Raw genomic sequence first — 19,886 nt, forward strand, 5'->3', positions numbered from 1 at the left:
ATAGAATATCTTGCAAAAAAAGGTTAAATATTTACTGTATGGTAAATATTTAACCCTTTTCTTTGTACATTTATGACTATTTACGGTGTAAGATCACCATATGTTTTTAACGTATTAAACGGAAAAAGCAGTTTTTCGATCTCACTGGTATACATATTGTCAGGAGTCACAAGCTGGCACCCGGAATTAATATTCTTCTTATAGTCTTCTCCACGCAGCATCTTAACAGTTTCCCGAACACCCACATACCCCATTTTAAATGCCTTCTGTACAACGATTCCCTGGAAGATTCCGTGTTCCATCAGCTGGACGGCCTCCTGTGAGCTGTCTACTCCCACCACCCTGATCCGATTCTCTGCTTTTGCTGCCTTTACTGCTCTTGCAGCACCTACAGAGGAATATTCATTCATTCCCGCGATCATCTTGAGATCCGGATATTTTTTCATCAGCTCTTTTGTAAGCTCATAGGACTTGTCATACTGAGAATCACAGTATACCACATCTACGATATTATCCTTCAGACTGCCAAGTCCTGTCCGGAAACCTTTTTCTCTTTCAACTGCCGTAGATACACCCTTTACATGTGAAACGATCGCAATCTGATCATCCGTTCCCACAAGCTCCTTCGCAAACCTGCCAAGGATCTGTCCCGCTTCCAGATTATCGGTCGCAACGGTAAGATCCTGGACCTCTTCCTGTGTGTAGGAATCAATAAATGCGATATGTATTCCCTGTTCCTTTGCCTTCTTCAAAAGCTGGTCGGATTCAGTGAAGCTGGACGGCGAGATCAGGATCGCGTCCGGTTTTTCTTCTGTTGCCCTTTCGATCAGCTTGTTCTGCCCATCCACATCATTCTCTTCCTCAGGTGCCCATACGCGGATATCTGCATTATATTCCTTTGCAGCCATCTCCGCCCCCTGGATCAGTGATGTCCAGAAATCGTTGGTACCGTCCACAACCTTCGGAATATAGATCAGCGATAATTTTCTCTCTTCTTCTGCCTGTTTATAATAGACTATTCCGGCTACAAGCCCCGCCACAAGGCAGATGACCACTCCTAAAGTCAGGAGTTTTCTATGTTTTTTCATATTGATTCCTCCTGTATTCCCGGAATGGTAATCGTGGCAGTGGTTCCGACACCTTTTTCACTTTCATAGGTGATCCCGTAATTTTCTCCATAATAAAGCTTCAGACGTTTCTGTACATTGTAAACACCCACACCATTGGAATGATAATTCACCTTATGCTTATCATAAATATGTGACAATGTTTCCTCATCCATACCTACACCATTGTCGATCACCTGAAGAACTGCATTTCCGTCCTTCATAAAGCCTTTTACCTGCAAAAGTCCCTTACTCTCTTTATATTTCAGTCCATGATAGATGGCATTTTCAATGATCGGCTGGAGAACCAGCTTGATCAGAGGGATATTTAATATAGAAGGTTCTACATCGATCTCGAATTCCAGCTTGTCCTTGTAACGCATCTTCTGGATCGTAAGATAACCCTTGGCATACTCCACTTCCCTTGCAAGAGGAACCACTTCATCTTCATTACTGATGCTCTGACGAAGAAGACGCGCCAGGGATGCTGTCATCAGAACAACCTCTTCGTACTTTCTGCCCTCTGCCATCCAGATGATCGAATCCAGGGTATTGTAGAGAAAATGAGGATTGATCTGGGACTGAAGGGCCTTAAGCTCACTTTTTCTCTTTGCTTCCTGTTCCTTCACGTTCTGCTCCATAAGATCCTGTATCCTATGTGTCATCACATTGAAAGATTTCGTCAGGCTTCCGATCTCATTCTCTGAATCGATCTCCACATCTGCTCCGTCAAAATGCCCTTCCTGTACTCTGGACATGGAATCTCTGAGACGCTGAAGAGGATATGTAAGACTCTTTGCCAGAAATCTGGAAAAAAGCAGTGCCACGATCATCAGAAGTGCGGAAATAAGCACATAAATACTCTGTGCCTGATTGCTTTTGCGCAGAAGCTCGCTGACGCTCATACAGCCCACAACGGTCCATCCGGTTTTATTTGATCTGGAAATGGAATATAGCTTTCCTCTGTTTCCCTTTTCGGTACGCACCGTATCTTCTTTTGATTTCACGATCAGGTCGATATTCTCAGTCTGCAATTCATTGTAAAGCTGCTGCTGTTGTGGATGGTATACAATATTTCCGCTTTCATCCAGAATGAATGCGTATCCCCTTTTCCCGATCGTATTCTGATCACAAAGTTCACTGATGGCACTGTAATTCAGATCAATAAAAAAGACTCCCTCTTTCTCACCGCTGTTGGAAAAATTACGGATTCCCCTGCTTAAAGTGATCACCCACGGACGCTCTCCGCTGATGATGTGCTGTACATGAGAAGATGTAAGAAGCGGGCCTTCCGGCTTCTGTAAAGCTTCCAGATACCACTCCTGGGTGGAAAGCTTCAGATCCGGATTCACAGACTGTTTGCCGTCGTTGATCAGCTTCCGTCCATTACTTCCAATGATCCCAAGATTTCGGATATCACTTCGTCCATCCAGAATAGTCTTGAACTGATTGATCAGACGCTCTCTTGTTCCATTGTCCACATTTTCACCAAAAAGATATTGCTGTACATCCTCGTTACTGGAGATCATATAGGCTATATTTTCCATGTAATCAATATAGGAATCAATATTCTGATTCATCTGCTGCACGATATTCTGGGTGTAGACAGCAGAATTTTCAAAAATAGAATTGCGGGTATATCTCATGGAAACACCTGTTATGACCAGCACCGCACTTAAAAGCAGCACCGTCACTACCGCAAAGATCGCACTCTGGATACTCTTAAATTTTCCTATGATCTTTGCCGCAAACCGGATATCTCTCATTTACGTTTCTCCCTTGCATATTCTGTTGGTGTGCAGCCGGTCATTTTTTTGAAGGAGATCCCAAAATAATGGGGATCTGCAAATCCGACTTTCTCGGCAATTTCATAATTCTTCATAGTTGTATTCTCCAGAAGTTCCTTCGCCTTCTCCATACGGGTACGGATCAGAACCTCTGTAAAAGTCTCTCCCGTAAGATCCTTAAAGATCGTACTGAAATAGCTTGTACTGATATTCAGATAGGAACAGATACTGTTCAGGCTTAAATCCGGATCCATATAATTCTTCTGGATATAATCCAGGGCAAGTCTGGCCTGACGCTGTCCGCTGGAGCTGTTTGCATCGGAAAGTGTCTGGAAAATCTCTCCGATATGATTCCTGACCAGTTCAACAGCACTGTCAAAAGAATTCTGCTCCGTAACCTGCTGCAAAAGTGCTTCTCTTTTGGAAAAAAGCCTGTTGTCCGGAACCATATCCTCACAGGTCTCATCTGCTGCACGGATGATCTGCTGAAGATACACGCAGGCACGACTCTTATCCACCCGCGCTTCCTTGATCTCAGAAGAGATCTGTTCCAGAATATGCTCTGCGTTTTCCTTTTTACCCGCTTTCAGAGCGGCTGCCAGCTTCTCTACATAAGCTTTAATGGAAAGATTTTTTTCCTCCGGCTGTTCTTCCATATCAATAAGAAGGCTTCCTCCAAGAAGATAACGATATTCAATAGCTTTCTCTGCAAGTTCATGGGATGCACGAAGCTCCTGCTGGGTTCTGGCCCAGCTTCCCACACCGATAGAAATATCCAGCGACATCAGTTCCTTCAGCTTATCCTGGATCGTCCTGCAGATCTCCATGATCTTGTGTTCAAACTCTCTGGTACGGTTTCCCATGAAAAGAGCACCGACCTTGTTATTTCCGGCCTGATATGCCACTCCTGCTTTTTCTTTGCTGATGATCTCATCACTGATATTAAAAAGGACAAAAGACATCAGTGCACTCTCCTGGCGTTTCTCCGCAGTAAGCTGACTGCCGTCCGAATACAGATCCAGATCAAAAACAGCCACACGATAACATGCTGCCTCAAGATCGATTCCCAGTGCTGCAAGCTCTTCCAGACTTTCCTGCCGTGTCTTGATATTATCCACAAAGCCCTGCAGCGCTCTGGAACGGATCACAATGGCGTTTTTCTGATAATTCTCGGAAGTCTGTGTCAGACGTTCCAGCTTCTCTTTTTCTTTTCTTTGCTGGTCCACCTTCTCCTTCATTTTTCCGATAACATTTCTGAGTTCCATGGCGGTCACCGGCTTCAGCATATATTCACTGACACCATACTGGATCGCCTTCTTGGCATACTCGAATTCTCCGAATCCGCTGAAGATCACGATCACGATGTCCGGATAATTATCATGGAGAAAACGGCTCAGTTCCATACCATCCATATATGGCATAAGGATATCTGTAAGCACGATATCCACCGGATGGTTCTGTACAAATTCCGCTGCTGCTTTCCCGTTATCACAGTCTCCTACCAGCTCACAGTCCATTGCTTTCCAGTCAATATTCTCCCGGATCGCATCTCGAACAAGTATCTCATCATCTACCAGTAAAATACGATACATAATTTCTGTTGTCCCCCTCTGATCAGTTTCTGTTGTTTTTATTGCACATCCCCCTGACAGATCCTTCCCCCGTCTCTGTCATTTTCATTGGTAAGATTACTGTCCTTTCTGTGAACAATAACTGTTAATTCTTTTTATATGTTAACATGTTTGGTTAAAATTTACAACGGAGTTTCTTAGTCCAAATTAAATACAAAGAAATCCCGCATCCAACATATGGAACACGGGATTTTCCTGCATATTTTTATTATTTTACGATAACGCCATCCTCGTCCCAGAGGTCATGCCAGTCATTTGCACCATGCCACAGGAATACCTGGCCTTTTACAAGACGGTTGCCTTTTTCCAGAGTTGCGATGGTTGCCATTTCCTCATCTGTAAGTGGATCCTCTGTGACACATTTCAGGTTGCTTGCATAGTTGTGGACAGAGAACGGAATGGAGATCTCGCCTCTCTGATGTGCCCACTTCAGAGCGATCAGAGCCGGGTGAACCCCATGTGCTTTTGCGATCGCCTGCATCTCCGGAACCTCCAGATCTGCAACATCCTCCGGGCAGATATCTCTCTCCGGTCTGCGTGGAGAACCGATCGGCATATAGCCTACCGGCTGGATGTTATGCTCTACCAGATAATCATAAAGCTCCTGCTGCTGGAAGCATACATGAAGCTCAAGCTCACAGGTTGCAGGTTTGATCTTCATAAGCGGAAGAACTGCCTCAAGCTTCGGAATGGTCATATTGGAAATACCGATGTAACGGATCTTTCCTTTTTCTACCAACGCCTCACACTGGCGGTATGTATCCATAAACTCCTCCACACTGAAGGGTTTGGAATCCGGATTTCTGGAATCTACATCACATCCCGGTGCATGATAGTTCGGGAATGGCCAGTGGATGAAATACATATCCACATAATCGCACTGAAGATCCTTAATGCTCTTATCACAGGCTTCCTCTACTCTTCTGTGCATGTCGTTCCATACCTTTGTCATGATAAAAAGATCCTTACGCTCTACAACACCTTCGTCAAAAGCGTCCTTAAATACCTGGCCGATCTCATGCTCGTTTCCGTAGCATGCGGCACAGTCAAACATACGGTAGCCACTGCGGATCGCGCCTGCAACAGCTGCAGATACATCCTCTGCGGATACACGGTCGGAACCGAATGTTCCCATTCCGACACACGGGACCTGCTCGCCGGAAGGAAGTGTCACTTTCGGCACAATTGCCGGATTGATAACTTCTGCCATCTTTACATCTCCTTTTTTATAAAAATTTTTTTATTATAAGCTTATCTTATAAACGCCTGATCTCGATCTTCGGAAGAAGAGCCTCCATATCCTCCATCACAAAGAATCCCGTTTCCTCGCGCATGGCTGCCGCCGCTGAGATCGCACTGGCTCTTTGCAGAGTCTCTTCCAGGGAAAGTCCCTCACTTAATCCAAGGGCAAAGCCTGCGATCATGGAATCTCCGCAGCCTACGGTATTTACCGCATCGATCTTCGGAACCACCGCACGGAAAATCCCTTCCTCTCCGACTGCCAAGGAACCATCTGCTCCAAGCGAGACCGCCACGATCTCCACACCACCGGCATGGATGGCTTTCGCTGCTTCAATGACATCGTTGATATCGTCACAATGCTTGCCTGTCAGCATACGGATCTCATCAATGTTAGGCTTGATCAGTGTCGGTGCTGCCTTGATCCCCTCTTCCAGAAGCTTGCCGCTGGTATCCAGGATCACCGGTTTTCCGGCGTCTTTCACAATTTTCACAAGGCGCTGGTAGGCACTTCCGTCAAGTCCCTTCGGCACGCTGCCGGACATCGCCACAACAGAAGCGTCTTTTACAAGCTGGCGGAATTTTTTCTCAAAGCCCTCAAAATCTGCCTCTGTCAGTGTAAATCCCGGCTCCAGGAATTCGGTCTGTACATGATTCACCTCATCCCAGATGTTGATACAGGAGCGGCTCTCCGCCTCTACATGGTAAAAAGCACTCTTAATGCCAAAGGGTTTCAGGGCAGCTTCTATATAATTGCCTGCGTGGCCGCCTACAAAGCCGGTGGCAACCACTTCAGCACCGTAAATGGACGCCGGCTTGGAAACATTCAGTCCCTTTCCGCCGGGAACGTAGGTACATTCACGCACACGGTTCACTTCGCCCACTTTAAAATCATCCACTACATAACGCTTGTCAATGGCAGCGTTTAAGGTTACTGTCAGGATCATATCAGTCTTCCTCATTGGAAAGAAGGATCTTTCCTTTTACAAGGCCCGGTGTCTTGAACAGCTGGAAGGCCTCCTGTGCCTGGCTCATCGGGATTTTCTTATAGATGAAGCCCGGGTCAAACTTCAGCTGGCCGGTTGCAAAATAATGCGCCGTCAGCTCCCACTCACGTCCCGGATACGGGGCACTGTAGGACATCCAGGAACCGGTAAGCTTGAACTCCTTACGGTTCATGTTCTCCCACTCCTTCGGTGTAAAGGTAAGGTTTTCATGAGGAGTACCAATGAAGCATACATGTGCCTTGTTTGCTGCAAGCTCAAATGCCATATGCATGGTAGGAACCTGTCCGGCTGTCTCAAATACGAAGCCGTAGCCCTTTCCACCTGTAATGGCCATGGCTTTTTCCATATATCCCTCTTCCTTTGTGTTGATCACTTCATCTGCGCCGAGACGCTTTGCAAGAGCAAGTCTCTCATCGCTGATATCAAAGACCACTACCTTCTTGGAGCCGAAGATCTTTGTCCACTGCATGGTGAACATACCAACTGTACCGCCGCCAAGGATTGCCACATACTCACCGCCGTGGTAATCGTTCTGGAATACACCGTGGATAGCTACGGTTGCAGGCTCAAACATGGCTCCCTGCTCATATGGAACATTGTCTGCGAATGGTACTGCATTCTGCTCAGGAACCACTACATAATCTGCGTTTGCTCCCTGCTCTCTGGAACCGATGAAGCTGTAATGCTTGCAGAGAGAGAAATTACCCTTCTGACAGTCGTCACATTTCATACAGGGAAGAAGTGGTGCACCGGATACACGGTCTCCGACCTTCACCTTGGTAACGCCTTCTCCCACTTCCACCACATCGCCGGAAAATTCATGTCCAAGCACGATGGGATAAAAATGTACGCCGTGATTTAATACACGCGGGATATCAGATCCGCAGATCCCGGAATATCTTACCTTGATCTTCACATGGCCCGGTGTTACCTGAGGTTCTTCCACTTCCTGATATTGAACATCCTCATTTGCTACTACTACTGCTGCTTTCATGATCACTTTTCCTCCTCATTTCTCATCATAGGTTCAAGAGATTTATAGAGATTTAAATAGGTTTTATAGGTTTTCTCATAAACGTCCCGGTTTTCCGGGTTCGGTTCATGTCTTCTTGTTTCCTTTACCGTAAGACGGATGGCCTCATCATAATCCTGATACATTCCAACACCAACACCTGCCAGAATCGCTGCACCAAGTGTTGTTGCCGTATCAGAGGACGGCACTACGATAGGTTTTCCTGTGATATCGGATTTGATCTGTGTCCAGAGAAGAGAATTTGCAGAGCCTCCCATTGCACGGAGAACTTCCACATCTGCTCCTGCTTCCTTTGCCACCTCAAGGTTGTGTTTCAGAGAAAGTGCTACGCCTTCCATACAGGCACGTACCATATGTCCCTTGGTCTTGGCAAAATCCAGTCCGTAGAATACGCCCTTCGCATTAGGATTCCAGATCGGGGAACGCTCACCGGACATATATGGAAGAAATACCACTCCGTCACTGCCTGGTGCGACCCTTTCCGCGATCTCATTGAGCTGATTCAGAGAAGAGCCTTTTTCCCCTGCTACAGAGCGCTCATAATCTGCAAACTCACGTTCAAACCAGCGCATGACACCACCACCTCCGGTGGTTCCTCCCTGAAGGAGCCACTGTCCCGGAACTACGTGATAGCCAAGGATCAGTCTGGGATCTGCCTTGTACTCATCCATGCAGATGCTCATTCCGCCGGCCTGTCCTCCCTGCTCCTGTGTCTCACCCGGATGGATCACTCCAGCCCCCAGTGTTCCGCATGCCGCATCCAGACCACCGGCAACAACCGGTGTTCCCACAGCAAGGCCGGATTCCTCCGCCGCCTTCTCTGTAACTGTTCCCACAACATGATCACAGGCACAGATCTCAGGAAGAAATTCCATGGGAATCCCAAGCTTTCTGCACATATCCTCATCCCAGGCTGCCTTTCTCATGTCAAAGCAATGCAGGCCATAGCCCTGGGAAACATCCTGGCTCATCACACCCGTCAGCTTATATGCAATGTAGCTGTTAGACTGCAGGATCTTGTGGATCCTTTGGTACACCTCCGGGAGATTTTCTTTATACCAGAGGATCTTTGCAGTTGTGTAGGACGGCTGAAGGGAATTACCGGATACTTCAAAAATCTGCTCTGCCCCGATCTCTTCATTCAATCTGTCACAGATAGACTGTGCTCTGGTATCCATCCAGATCGGAGTGTTTGTCAGTACATTTCCGTCCTTATCCATGGCAATGGCTGACCAGCTCTGACCGTCAATACCTATGCCTGCGATCTCCTCAGGTGCTATCCCCGCTTTTTGGATGGCCTTCTTTACCGCCTGACAAACAGCACTCCACCATTCTTCCGGATTCTGTTCTGCCCAGCCCTCCTTCGGATAGTAAACCGGATAATCGCCGTTGGCCGCAGCCACAACCGTTCCCGATTTTTCAAAAACCGCAACCTTACAGGCACTGGTTCCGATATCAATACCTAATAAATATGGTTTCATTATAGCTTCTCCTTCTCGTCCAGCACACAGACGGATTTTCCCATGATGATCTCTGCGCCAAGCTTCTCCGTGATCGGTTCTGTTTCTTCACTTGCAGCCCCTTCCAGCCGTTTCAGCATGATTCCCGCCACTTCTCCGGCAATCCCCTGTGTAGGCTGTGCCACAATGGTAAGCTTGGGATTGCATGCTCTGGCAAACTGCAGATTGTCAAAACCGATCATAGACAGCTGTTCCGGGATCTTAAGACCCAGCTCATTCATCCCGATCACCGCCCCCATGGTCATCTCATAGTTGGTAACAAACACGGCCGTCATATCCGGATTGTCCGCAACAAGCTTCTCAATTCCCTGCACACCGCCCTGAATGGTATAATCGCCGTGATAGATCAGAGATTCCCGTACCGGTATATTTTCTTTTTCGTATGCATTGCGGTACCCCTGGAGACGTTCCTGAGCTGTGGAAATTTCCTCCGGTCCGCCAATGATCCCGATCTTACGGTGTCCTGCCTGAAAAAAAACTCTCATTGCGTCCTCAGCCGCCTTCTCGTTGTCTACAAGAACACTGTCACAGGAAAGCTCCCGGATCCTGCGGTCAATGAGTACGATGGGCTTTCCGGTTTTCTGGAATTTTTTCAGATGATTGCCTTCCGCATCCACCGGCATGCTGATGATCCCGTCCACACGCTTCCGGCTTAAAAACTCCACTGCATCCCGCTCCAGTCTCTTATCGGTACGGCAGTCACAGACAATAGTCGCATATCCGTGACTCCTTAAGACATCCTCCATTCCTGTGATGATCTCCGCGCAAAAGGTATTGTTAAGCTCCGGGATCACCACGCCGATGGTCTTGGTAGCATTAGTCTTAAGCCCTCTGGCCACCTCATTGACCTCATAATGCAGCTCCTGAATGGCCTCCTCGATCTTTATTCTGTTTTTTTCTCTTACGTTTCCGCCGTTAAAATAAGAAGAAATCGTTGCGAGCCCAAGTCCGGTCCGCCTGGCAATATCTTTCATGGTTGCTGCCATACTGATCACTCCGTTTCTGTTTTTTTACAGAAGATCATTCTGCCTTTCCATCACAGCCGCAAACCTTCATACGCGCCTCAACCAGCTCCTTCACTGCCTGGATCGCTTTCTTTCCGTAGGCCTTCGGATCGATGGTGTTCTCATTCTCTGCAAAGGTCTCCTTCACTGCCCTGGAATATGCAGCACGAAGCTCTGTTGCAAAGTTAACCTTGCAGATACCACGTTTTACACAGTCGCTGACATCCTCATCACTGAGTCCGGATGCCCCGTGAAGAACAAGGGGGATATCTACAATTTCACGGATCTCGCTTAAGCGTTCCTTGTCAAGAACCGGTGTTCCCACATAGAAACCATGTGCGGTTCCGATGGCAACTGCCAGGGAAGTAACACCTGTACGCTCCACGAATTCCTTCGCCTCCTGCGGGTCGGTGTTAGTGTCTGCCTCAGCCTCAAGATCATCCTCTTTACCACCGACCTTACCGAGCTCAGCCTCACATGGGATATCCAGGGCTGCTGCCACATCCGCAACTCTCCTGGTCTCTCTGATATTATCCTCAAAATCCAGCTTGGAACCATCGATCATCACAGAGGTATAGCCTGCATGCATTGCCTGCATCGCAAGCTCAAAGCTGCTGCCATGGTCAAGATGAAGGCATACCGGAACGGAAGCCTTGGCTGCCTCTGCTGCTACGATCGCAGCGTAAGTCTCAACCGTACCATATTTAACAGTAGAAGGTGTTGTCTGGATCATAACCGGTGCTTTCAGCTCCTCAGCTGCCTGGATGATCGCCTTCACCATCTCCATATTCTCTGCGTTGAATGCTCCTACTGCATATCCGCCCTTCTGTGCCTTTAACAGCATTTCCTTCGATGTAACCAGTGGCATAATCTTCTCCTCCTTGGAATCATAATCATTGTGTTTGTTTTGTATTATTTTCTCATTTGGTCCAGAAACCGAAACGTTTCCGTTTGAGTTCATCATAGCGCTCCATACGTTTTCTGTCAACCATAAAATTTTCATCATTTACAGGAAAATATTCCCTTGAAAAGAAGACCAAATACCGTTAGATTAATTAATAAGAGTTCTAAAGCCTGTGGCCGGGCAGGTCTGTCTGATACTACCGGCGTCATAACAGTTTCGGAAATCCATGTATCCTGTTCTGATTATCTGAGCCTGATGCTATAATTTCCGAAATGCTGTAAGTACACAATGATCTTAGGAGGATATAAACTATGTTAAAAGGAATTCCAGAAATCTTATCACCAGAATTACTGAAGGTTTTATGTGAGATGGGACACAGTGACCGTCTTGTTATCGCTGACGGAAACTTCCCTGTAGAATCCATGGGAAAAAATGCCATCACCATCCGCTGTGACGGACATGGCGTTCCGGAGATCCTGGATGCCATCCTGAAGCTCTTCCCGCTGGATACTTATGTAGAGCATCCGGTAAACCTGATGGAAGTAATGCCTGGCGATAATGTGGAGACACCGATCTGGGATACATATAAGGAAATCGTTTCCAAGCATGACGAGCGTGGCGAAAAAGCCGTCGGAAACATCGAGCGTTTCGCATTCTATGACGAAGCAAAAACTGCATACTGCATCATCTCCACAAGTGAGAAAGCACTTTATGCCAACATCATGCTTCAGAAAGGCGTTGTGATCAACAACGACTGATCTTTCTTTTGAACTGCCTGATATAATCATATATAATACACATATTCAACCAAAACATAAAACGCCCGGATCTGGATTGAAACATTCCAAATCCGGGCGTTTTATATTTTAACACTTTTATCTCTTTGCTGCTTTTGCGGCGTATCCTCCGCAGAGTACTTTTCCACCCGAGGTTTTTATCCCTGCACGCACCGCATAGTAATACGTTGTTCCCTTCTTTGCGGTCTTATCCTCAAAGGAGGAGCGGCTGCCTCCGGAAACTGTACTGATCTTTTTCCATGACCCCTTTCCGGTCTTACGGTAGATCTGATAGCAATCTGCTTTCTTCTGCGCTTTCCAGCAGATCTTCAGCCCCCTGGAGGTCTTCCTAACACTGGATATCTTCTGAAGTTCCGGATAGGACAGGATATAGCTGCTTGCCTGATATCCTCCTAAAACTTTTTTCCCGTCTACATTCTTATATGGCCTCACAGCATAAGCGTAGGAGGTGATTCCCTCAATCTTCGTGTCCTGCCAAGACAATACTTTGTTGTTAACGGTTCCAATCCGAACCCAGCTTTTCCCCTGGAGCTTCCGGTAGATATAATATCCACTGGCTCCGGAAACCTTCTTCCAGGATACCCTGTTACATGGTCCGCTGACAGCTTCAGCCACTGCACGGGCCTTCCCCAGCTCCGCTTTTGCTGAGAACGGCGAAGATACGGCTCCATAAACAGTCTTCTTTCCGGAACGTACATAAGAAGCCCGGATCCGATACGTATAAGTGCTTCCTGTTTTCACTGCAGTATCCTGCCAGGTCACTACATCTGCTGCCACGGTTGCCATTTTTTTTGAATTTCCGCTTTCATCCCAGCGATAGATAGCATAACGATTGCAGCCGGGAACTGCTTTCCAGGAGATCCGTATCCTGTTAAATGCCTTGGAAACCAGTTTTACACCTGTGGTCTGACGAAGCTTCACCGTAACCTTACAGGTAGCCCGGATTCCCCTGGCATTTTTTCCGTAGCAGGTTATGGTTGCTGTTCCCGGATTTTTTGCAGTAACAACGCCGCTTCCATTTACAGCAGCCACACTGGTATCTGAGCTTTCCCAGACAATGCCGGAAGCATCCATCTCGGATCTGGTAGCCGAAGCATTTAGTGTTTTCTGATCTCCGGAATACAGACTTATCTCAGAGGAAGAAAGCTGCATCCTGGCCGCACTGCTCAGAGTCCTGGTATGCGCCTTGATCCTCGGAGTTACCGATGGATTAAATTCAACTGCATCCATCCAGGTATCCTCCGCGTTATATCGCAGAAAGCTCTGATCGGATACGATAGACGGAGAAAAGCTGCACCAGCCATAACTGACCTCTGCCTCCACACAGTATTTTATATATGTGCTTCCTGCATTTGTCACCACAATAGAATACAGACTGTTCTGGCTGAGCAGAACCTCCGGGATTTGAAAAGTCATAACCCCAGCCATCGGCTGACTGCAGGAAACCGGTGTGGAATATGCCGGTGTTCCACTGGTAGGATCACTGGCATCCTTCAGATTTGTGTATACCTGCACAGTATAGGAATTATTGGCAGACATGGAGCTAAGAGTCACCTCACCAAGCGATTCCGCTTTTCCGTTTCCTGCACTGGCACGAAAAACCGTGGACAACTGTTCTCCTGCATACATGCGGATAGAACCAAGGCCCGACGTTCCGTCATAAAAATAATTGTTTCTATATTTCGGTGTATTGACAGCCGTAGCCGCAACCAGCTCACTGACAGACTTATCCTCATAGGACATATAAAAATATCCGGATTTTCCCCAGCCTGTACCCCAGCTGTTCTTGACGATCCAGGCTCCATCTCCCTTTACCTGGGAAGATGCCCGGAAATTCTTCGCAGAATAATTGTCATCCCAACCCACCACTGTAACTACATGATTCACGTTCTTGGTGCTGGTAGGATAGGAATAGGCCGCTGTACTTGCATTGTAATAGGCATTCTGTGCATTATACATCACAGTGACCGAATTATTTGCAACCAGAAGCTTCTTCATGGCATTTACGGAATAATCGGAAAAATAGGCATTTTTCAGATAAGCAGCTGCATTGTACGCCTTGGATGCCGCCGGAGTCACACCGGTTTTCTGTGTATGCGTGGAATCTGTTGCCAGCGGCACATCCCCTTCTGTTGTCATTCCGGACCAGGTGCTCAGAAACATGGAAGCCAGAAGATCATTTCCGCCCTCATGATAATCTGCGTTTCCTTTATCATCTGTCCCCATATGCTTATTGACATCCCCGTAGGTATTTCCAAGCGGGTCATTCTTTCTGTTTGCAAAAAAATACGCCAGATGCTCTTCCGACAGATCATAAGTTCCAAGGTCCTGGGTCAGAAACGAAGTTTCCAGAAGAGAGGCCATTCCAAATGCCCAGCACATACCGTAGGGCTCCTGATTCTTTACGGAAGTAACATATCCCTGATCCGCTGCATTATAATAGGACGGATAGGCCGCAGCTCTTCCCATCGGTACCTCATCCACATCATTTCCGATCTCCACGGCGGTGGAATAAGAGGTCAGATTATCAAAGGGTGCCAGCTGTTCCTGCTCCTCTTCCTCCGTAAGCGGACGGCCCTTGATATATTCGATGCCGGACTCACCACTGTCTGAGGCATCCCCGAAGCTCTCCTCACCGTCGCCAAAGGTATCCTCCTGGGAATCAGAGGACGATCCTTCTGATGTTTCGGGAGTCTCTGTATCCTCCTCGGAGCTCTGCAAGGCTATATCCTCGGTATCCCCGTCGGCTGCCTCTGCAATATCCTCGGTCTGTTCATCCGGGATACCGGTGTTCTCTGTGGTATTCCCTTCTGCGGTCTCCGTCGTATCCTCTGCTTCCGCCGGCTGCGTCTGTGTATCTTCTGACCATTCTTCATTGAAGCCTTCCGCAGAATCACTGAAGCCTTCCACATCGGCTGCCATGACCGGAACCTGGCTGCCCGCAACTGCCACACACAGAAGAAGCGGCAGTAATTTCTTCCTGACAAGCTGTAATCTCTTCACAAAATTCTCCACTTTTCTTATATTGATCTGGTTTATCTGTTAACGTTTCTTCAAATGATAACCCAGAATTCCGATTACTGCAAGTACTGTTGCGATCCCGATCCAGATAAACGGACTTTTATACCAGGAATTTTCTTCTTTAAAGGATGTCGCAGCTGTGCCATTGACCGGCTTAGTGACAGCTTCATCCGCAGATTTCCCACCTTCTGTTGTTCCATCCGCTGCAGGCGGTCCCTGGACCTCGCCGCTCTGAGCCTGAGAACTACCTGTGCTGGACGTCCCTGCAGGTGGCCCCTGAACCTCACCTCTCTGAGCCTGAGATTCATCTGTGCTGGCCGTCCCTGCAGACGCTCCCTGTCCTTCGCCATTCTGAGCCTGAGAGTTGCCTGTATTGTCCGTCCCTGCAGACGTTCCCTGTCCTTCGCCATTCTGAGCCTGATAGCTGCCTGTATTGTCCGTTCCTGCTACTTTCCCCTGAGTCTCGCCGGCTGCGGAATTCTGCGTATCGGATGCGTCTCCCTGATTCACTGCAGAAGTCTCTTTCTCCGTGCTCCCTGCGATTCCGGCCTTCGCCAGCTCCGCATCCTTTGAGGGCCGCAGCTCCTCCAGCGGCACATAACCGTATCTGCCATTATACTCTGTATATCCCCAGGTCTCACCATTCTTCTCTGTCTCCCCTTCGATATGCAGGACAGTACCATCCCTTACCGTCTTATCATTGAGCTTTTCACCTTTTCCGTCGGTGGACGGATAGATATCCACACCAACTCCACCGGAATCCACAGTCATATAATAATCTGTGGTATCCGCCGGAGCTTCCACCTTCACCACAACCGACTTGTCCGCATACACCGGAACACTCATACTCAGCACCAGCATTCCTGCCAGAAGCACACCTTTGCACCTTTTCATTGCTCTTTCCTCCCTCAAAAAATCTCACTGCCATTCTATGCATAAAATCCCCTTATATTTCTCTTTTGCCTTGGCTCCGAAATATAAGAGGATCTTATCATTAGTTATATCCAGTATCTTTTTTATGCAAGCTCCCGCTCACACATATCCAGCGCAGAAGCGATCACCGCATCCATGTCATAATATTTATATTCACCAAGACGGCCGCCGAAGATCACCTTCGGTTCCTTCTCTGCAAGCTCCCTATACTGTCCGTAAAGCGCTCCGTTCTTCTCATCATTGACCGGATAATACGGCTCATCTCCAGGCTTCCACTCGGAACTGTATTCCCGGCTGATCACCGTTTTCGGAAGATCATTACCCTCCTCATCCTTTCCGAACTCAAACCATTTATGCTCGATGATACGGGTCCACGGAGTCTCCACATCCGTATAATTCACTGCTGCATTTCCCTGGAAATTAGGTTTATCCAGTGTCTCGTTCTCAAAACGCACGGAACGATACTCCAGAGTTCCCAGCTTATAGTCAAAATACGCGTCGATGGCACCTGTGTAGATCACCTTCTCCGCCATTGCATCGTACTGCTCTTTTTTCTCCAGATAATCCTCATTCAGCCGTACCTCGATACCGTCCAGCAGATTGGCAACCATCTTCGTATAACCACCCACCGGGATTCCCTGGTACAACGCATTGAAATAGTTATTGTCAAAGGTCAGACGCACCGGAAGCCTCTTGATGATAAAAGCAGGAAGCTCCGTACATGGACGTCCCCACTGCTTCTCTGTATAGCCCTTGATCAGCTTCTCATAAATATCCGTACCTACAAGGCTGATAGCCTGTTCCTCCAGATTTGAAGGTTCCATGATCCCTGCAGCCTGCCGCTGCTCCTCGATCTTTGCCGCAGCCTCCTCCGGAGTCACCACGCCCCACATCCTGTTAAAGGTATACATATTAAACGGAAGACTGTACAGCTCCCCGTGATAATTGGCAACCGGACTGTTGGTAAAACGATTGAAGGTGGCAAACCGGGTGATATAATCCCAGACCTTCTTATTATTGGTATGGAAAATATGCGCACCGTATTTATGCACGTTGATCCCTTCCACCTTCTCTGTATATACATTTCCCGCAATATGCGGACGCTTGTCGATCACAAGCACTGACTTCCCGGCACGCTTCGCCTCCTGTGCAAAAACCGCACCGTAAAGACCGGCACCTACGATAAGATAATCGTACATTGATTTCATTCTCCCTGTTCTTTCATTGATGCTGTTATTTTAACACCGGAAAAGGGTAGCTGGCAAGAAGCCTCTGTAAAATCCCGATAAAATATCAGATATCCGCTTCTCAAACACCAAAATGTATGATACCCTGTAACTGGATCAGATAATAAACTACTCTGATCACATAAACAGATCGAAGGTGGTGAAACCTATGGGTACAAAGGATACCATCACCAAAGATTACATGGCTGACAACCGCGTTTTTGCGGATATGTTCAACCATATGCTGTACAAAGGAAAAAACATCATAGACCCTGACACTCTTCATCCACTGGATACCACAGCTCTCGCTGTCCCCTACGGATCCGGCACTTCAGAAGTTCCCGTCCAGAAATTCCGGGACGAATTCAAATCTCTTAATGTTATGCACGATGATTCAAGGATTTATCTTCTCCTGGGGATTGAAAATCAATCGGAAACACACTACGCAATGCCGGTCAAAAACATGGTCTATGATGCATTAGAATACGCAGGGCAGGTAGAAAATTCCGCCAAATCACACAGAGAAGCAAAGCAATGGCCTTATCCGGAGAATATCTCACCGGCTTCTACAAAGATGACCGGCTCATCCCGGTCATAACCACGGTCGTGTACTTCGGTTCCGACACCTGGAACGCTCCCAGGAGCCTCCACGAAATGCTCTCTGTCCAGGACCCCGAAATTCTTTCCATGGTCCCGGATTACCGGATCAATCTCTTCTCACCTGCCGAGATAAAAGATGAAGAACTTGACAAACTCCAGAGCAATCTCAAAGAAGTCATGCTCTTCATCAAATATTCCAAAGATAAACGGAAGCTTCAGGAGCTTACCTCACAGACTCCCGGCTTCCGCTCACTCGAGCTCAAAGCAACCCGGGTCATCGACTCCATAACCGGTATCAACTTACGTTTCACAGAAACAGAAGGGAGGGTTAATATGTGTCAGGCTGTTCAGGAAATGTGCGATGATGCGCGTGCCGAAGGCCATCAGGAACAAGCTATGCTGACAGCACAGCGTATGCTTCAGGATCCAAGATTCTCCCCTGAAGACATCTCCAGATTTTCAGGACTTTCTCTTGAAGACGTACTGAAATTACAGAAGAAATAGCTTGTATTGGAAATGCTCAGATCCTTTGTGGGGGATCTGAGCATTTTGCTATTTTACAATACCAATATTACTTTATATCACAGAACAGTTCTTCTTTATAAACACCACGCTCCAGCATACCACGAAAACTCTCTTTTACAACCGCAACATCCTCTTTATAGGTCATGCCATACCATGTATCATTAGTCCGCAGCACCTTAACAGACATCTTATCCTCTGCCAGAAGTTCACCGATAAAGATTGGAATCAGATACTCGGCTTTCTGAGGATTACCCGGTACTTCTTTCTCGAAGAACTCTTTGAAGCCCTCTTCCAGCACATCCAGAAAATCAGGAGTCAATCCCCACATATTCATAGATACCAGAGAATTCACATCGACAGCCACACCGTCTGCTTCTGCTCCGGTTGCTGTCTTTACAATGTTCTTTGTTTCCACAACCTCTGTCAAGTTATTTCCCTCATCCATCTTGCAGATACCACGGGTCACACCACCGTTATCGGACAGCGTGTTCTTCAAGACAAATCCTGCCATGCAGGATTTGCCACCATTCACCAGATACTCATGGACAGCCTTAAAGCCCTCCTTGCCATAGTAATCGTCCGCATTGATCACAATGAACGGGGTTTTTATTATATTTTTCGCTGCAAGCACAGCCTGACCAGTTCCCCACGGCTTTGTACGGCCTTCCGGAAGTTCTCCCGGAATATCGTTAATATCCTGGAAAGCATAGTCCACAGTTACTGAATGCGCCTTGCAAACCGCCTCGATCCGATTCCCGATCACATCCTTAAATTCATTTTCAATATCCTTTCGGATAATAAAAACCACCTTGTTAAAACCTGCTTCGATCGCATCATGAATCGAATAATCCATAATAATATGACCCTGTTCATCAACCGGCTCCAGCTGTTTGATACCACCGCCAAAACGGGAACCAATACCAGCAGCCATGATAAGTAATGTTGTTTGCATATTGTTTTTCTCCATTTTCTTTATATTTTTAATAAATATTTATTTAAATTTGTCTTATTTATAAGCCATGTAATTAACATTGTACAAACTACAGTAGTAATCCAATATAAAATCACTCTAATTAACGATGGATTCTTAATAAAAAAGTCAAGGCTTTTAAGAATTAATGGATGAATAATATACACACCTAATGTCAAACCAGCTCCATTACATATAATATTTCTTATTTTATAGTGAATATTAATTCTTAACAGCAGCGTAAACAGTACCACAGTCCAAAGCATTTCAAGAAAACTATCATAAAAATATTCTGCATGCAGTTTGGTTATTCCTTCTGTAATTACATTGGTTCCTATATAATTTTGGTACTCAATAACAAATATTGTAACTACCACCGTTATCGCAAAATGTAATATAATATTAATACGTTTTTTAAACCACTGTACAATCCTTATTATTTCTCCCCCTAACATAAAATAAAACAACCAGGTCCACAGACGGAATGTTTGAATAACATACTTTTGCAATGGCTTTCCTAAAAATAACGAATTTATTTCAAATACAATCGACACAATTCCCATAACAATAAAAAATATTCTTT

General features: G+C 46.7%; 17 protein-coding genes. 3 read left to right on the forward strand and 14 right to left on the reverse strand.

All coding sequences use genetic code 11. The features are described 5' to 3' along the window. Positions 1 to 80: 80 nt before the first annotated feature. The 9 genes from NCY57_RS00810 to NCY57_RS00850 form a co-directional block, all read right to left on the reverse strand. Positions 81 to 1,088, reverse strand: a complete 1,008-nt coding sequence (locus tag NCY57_RS00810; RefSeq protein WP_129974805.1) for a substrate-binding domain-containing protein — start codon at positions 1,086 to 1,088, stop codon at positions 81 to 83. Beyond that, complete coding sequence (locus NCY57_RS00815) at positions 1,085 to 2,872, reverse strand: cache domain-containing sensor histidine kinase (protein ID WP_129974806.1); 1,788 nt, start codon at positions 2,870 to 2,872, stop codon at positions 1,085 to 1,087. Before NCY57_RS00815 ends, NCY57_RS00810 begins: the two co-directional genes overlap by 4 nt. Next, entirely contained in the window at positions 2,869 to 4,485 is a 1,617-nt protein-coding gene (locus NCY57_RS00820) for a response regulator (protein WP_148444947.1), read from the reverse strand. The genes NCY57_RS00815 and NCY57_RS00820 overlap by 4 nt, the downstream gene beginning before the upstream one ends. Before the next feature lie 247 nt (positions 4,486 to 4,732). Continuing rightward, the gene (locus NCY57_RS00825; RefSeq protein WP_021652139.1) at positions 4,733 to 5,734 is read right to left on the reverse strand and encodes an aldo/keto reductase; all 1,002 of its coding nucleotides are present in this window, start codon (positions 5,732 to 5,734) and stop codon (positions 4,733 to 4,735) included. 46 nt (positions 5,735 to 5,780) lie between these two features. Then, complete coding sequence (pfkB, locus tag NCY57_RS00830; RefSeq protein ID WP_173739326.1) at positions 5,781 to 6,710, reverse strand: 1-phosphofructokinase; 930 nt, start codon at positions 6,708 to 6,710, stop codon at positions 5,781 to 5,783. Position 6,711: 1 nt separating this feature from the next. Continuing rightward, a complete protein-coding gene (locus tag NCY57_RS00835; protein ID WP_059086076.1) occupies positions 6,712 to 7,764 on the reverse strand; it encodes a galactitol-1-phosphate 5-dehydrogenase in 1,053 nt (350 codons plus the stop codon). Between the two features lie 2 nt (positions 7,765 to 7,766). Further along, entirely contained in the window at positions 7,767 to 9,284 is a 1,518-nt protein-coding gene (xylB, locus tag NCY57_RS00840; protein ID WP_092068595.1) for a xylulokinase, read from the reverse strand. Beyond that, positions 9,284 to 10,309 (reverse strand): LacI family DNA-binding transcriptional regulator, encoded by a 1,026-nt coding sequence (locus NCY57_RS00845; protein WP_147602915.1) that lies wholly within the window; start codon positions 10,307 to 10,309, stop codon positions 9,284 to 9,286. The genes xylB and NCY57_RS00845 overlap by 1 nt, the downstream gene beginning before the upstream one ends. Positions 10,310 to 10,343: 34 nt before the next feature. Beyond that, positions 10,344 to 11,195, reverse strand: coding sequence for a class II fructose-bisphosphate aldolase (locus NCY57_RS00850; RefSeq protein WP_173739327.1), 852 nt, complete (start codon positions 11,193 to 11,195; stop codon positions 10,344 to 10,346). A gap of 347 nt (positions 11,196 to 11,542) precedes the next feature. Here NCY57_RS00850 and NCY57_RS00855 point away from each other — a divergent pair, with 347 nt between their 5' ends. After that, positions 11,543 to 11,989: an RbsD/FucU family protein gene (locus NCY57_RS00855; protein ID WP_015527311.1), complete on the forward strand. Its 447-nt coding sequence runs from the start codon at positions 11,543 to 11,545 to the stop codon at positions 11,987 to 11,989. Between the two features lie 117 nt (positions 11,990 to 12,106). On the opposite strand, the gene NCY57_RS00860 is transcribed toward NCY57_RS00855, so the two are convergent. The 3 genes from NCY57_RS00860 to glf form a co-directional block, all read right to left on the reverse strand. Continuing rightward, positions 12,107 to 15,031 (reverse strand): C1 family peptidase, encoded by a 2,925-nt coding sequence (locus tag NCY57_RS00860; protein WP_129974809.1) that lies wholly within the window; start codon positions 15,029 to 15,031, stop codon positions 12,107 to 12,109. 39 nt (positions 15,032 to 15,070) lie between these two features. Next, positions 15,071 to 15,943 (reverse strand): hypothetical protein, encoded by an 873-nt coding sequence (locus tag NCY57_RS00865; protein WP_114002265.1) that lies wholly within the window; start codon positions 15,941 to 15,943, stop codon positions 15,071 to 15,073. A gap of 122 nt (positions 15,944 to 16,065) precedes the next feature. Next, positions 16,066 to 17,181 carry a UDP-galactopyranose mutase gene (glf, locus tag NCY57_RS00870; protein WP_114002264.1) on the reverse strand — a complete coding sequence of 372 codons (1,116 nt, stop codon included), beginning with the start codon at positions 17,179 to 17,181 and terminating at the stop codon, positions 16,066 to 16,068. Between the two features lie 196 nt (positions 17,182 to 17,377). Here glf and NCY57_RS00875 point away from each other — a divergent pair, with 196 nt between their 5' ends. Next, positions 17,378 to 17,806: a hypothetical protein gene (locus NCY57_RS00875; RefSeq protein WP_227589092.1), complete on the forward strand. Its 429-nt coding sequence runs from the start codon at positions 17,378 to 17,380 to the stop codon at positions 17,804 to 17,806. Further along, positions 17,743 to 18,312 carry an Rpn family recombination-promoting nuclease/putative transposase gene (locus NCY57_RS00880; RefSeq protein ID WP_242981976.1) on the forward strand — a complete coding sequence of 190 codons (570 nt, stop codon included), beginning with the start codon at positions 17,743 to 17,745 and terminating at the stop codon, positions 18,310 to 18,312. The genes NCY57_RS00875 and NCY57_RS00880 overlap by 64 nt, the downstream gene beginning before the upstream one ends. A 67-nt stretch (positions 18,313 to 18,379) precedes the next feature. Here the strand turns inward: NCY57_RS00880 and NCY57_RS00885 are convergent, their stop codons facing one another. Beyond that, a complete protein-coding gene (locus NCY57_RS00885; protein ID WP_114002263.1) occupies positions 18,380 to 19,285 on the reverse strand; it encodes a sugar phosphate nucleotidyltransferase in 906 nt (301 codons plus the stop codon). A gap of 20 nt (positions 19,286 to 19,305) precedes the next feature. After that, positions 19,306 to 19,886: hypothetical protein (locus NCY57_RS00890; RefSeq protein WP_250789359.1), on the reverse strand; the 581-nt coding region annotated here is incomplete at its 5' end.

It is taken from the genome of Blautia sp. MB18-30 (assembly GCF_023669475.1).
Taxonomy (GTDB): domain Bacteria; phylum Bacillota; class Clostridia; order Lachnospirales; family Lachnospiraceae; genus Blautia_A; species Blautia_A fusiformis.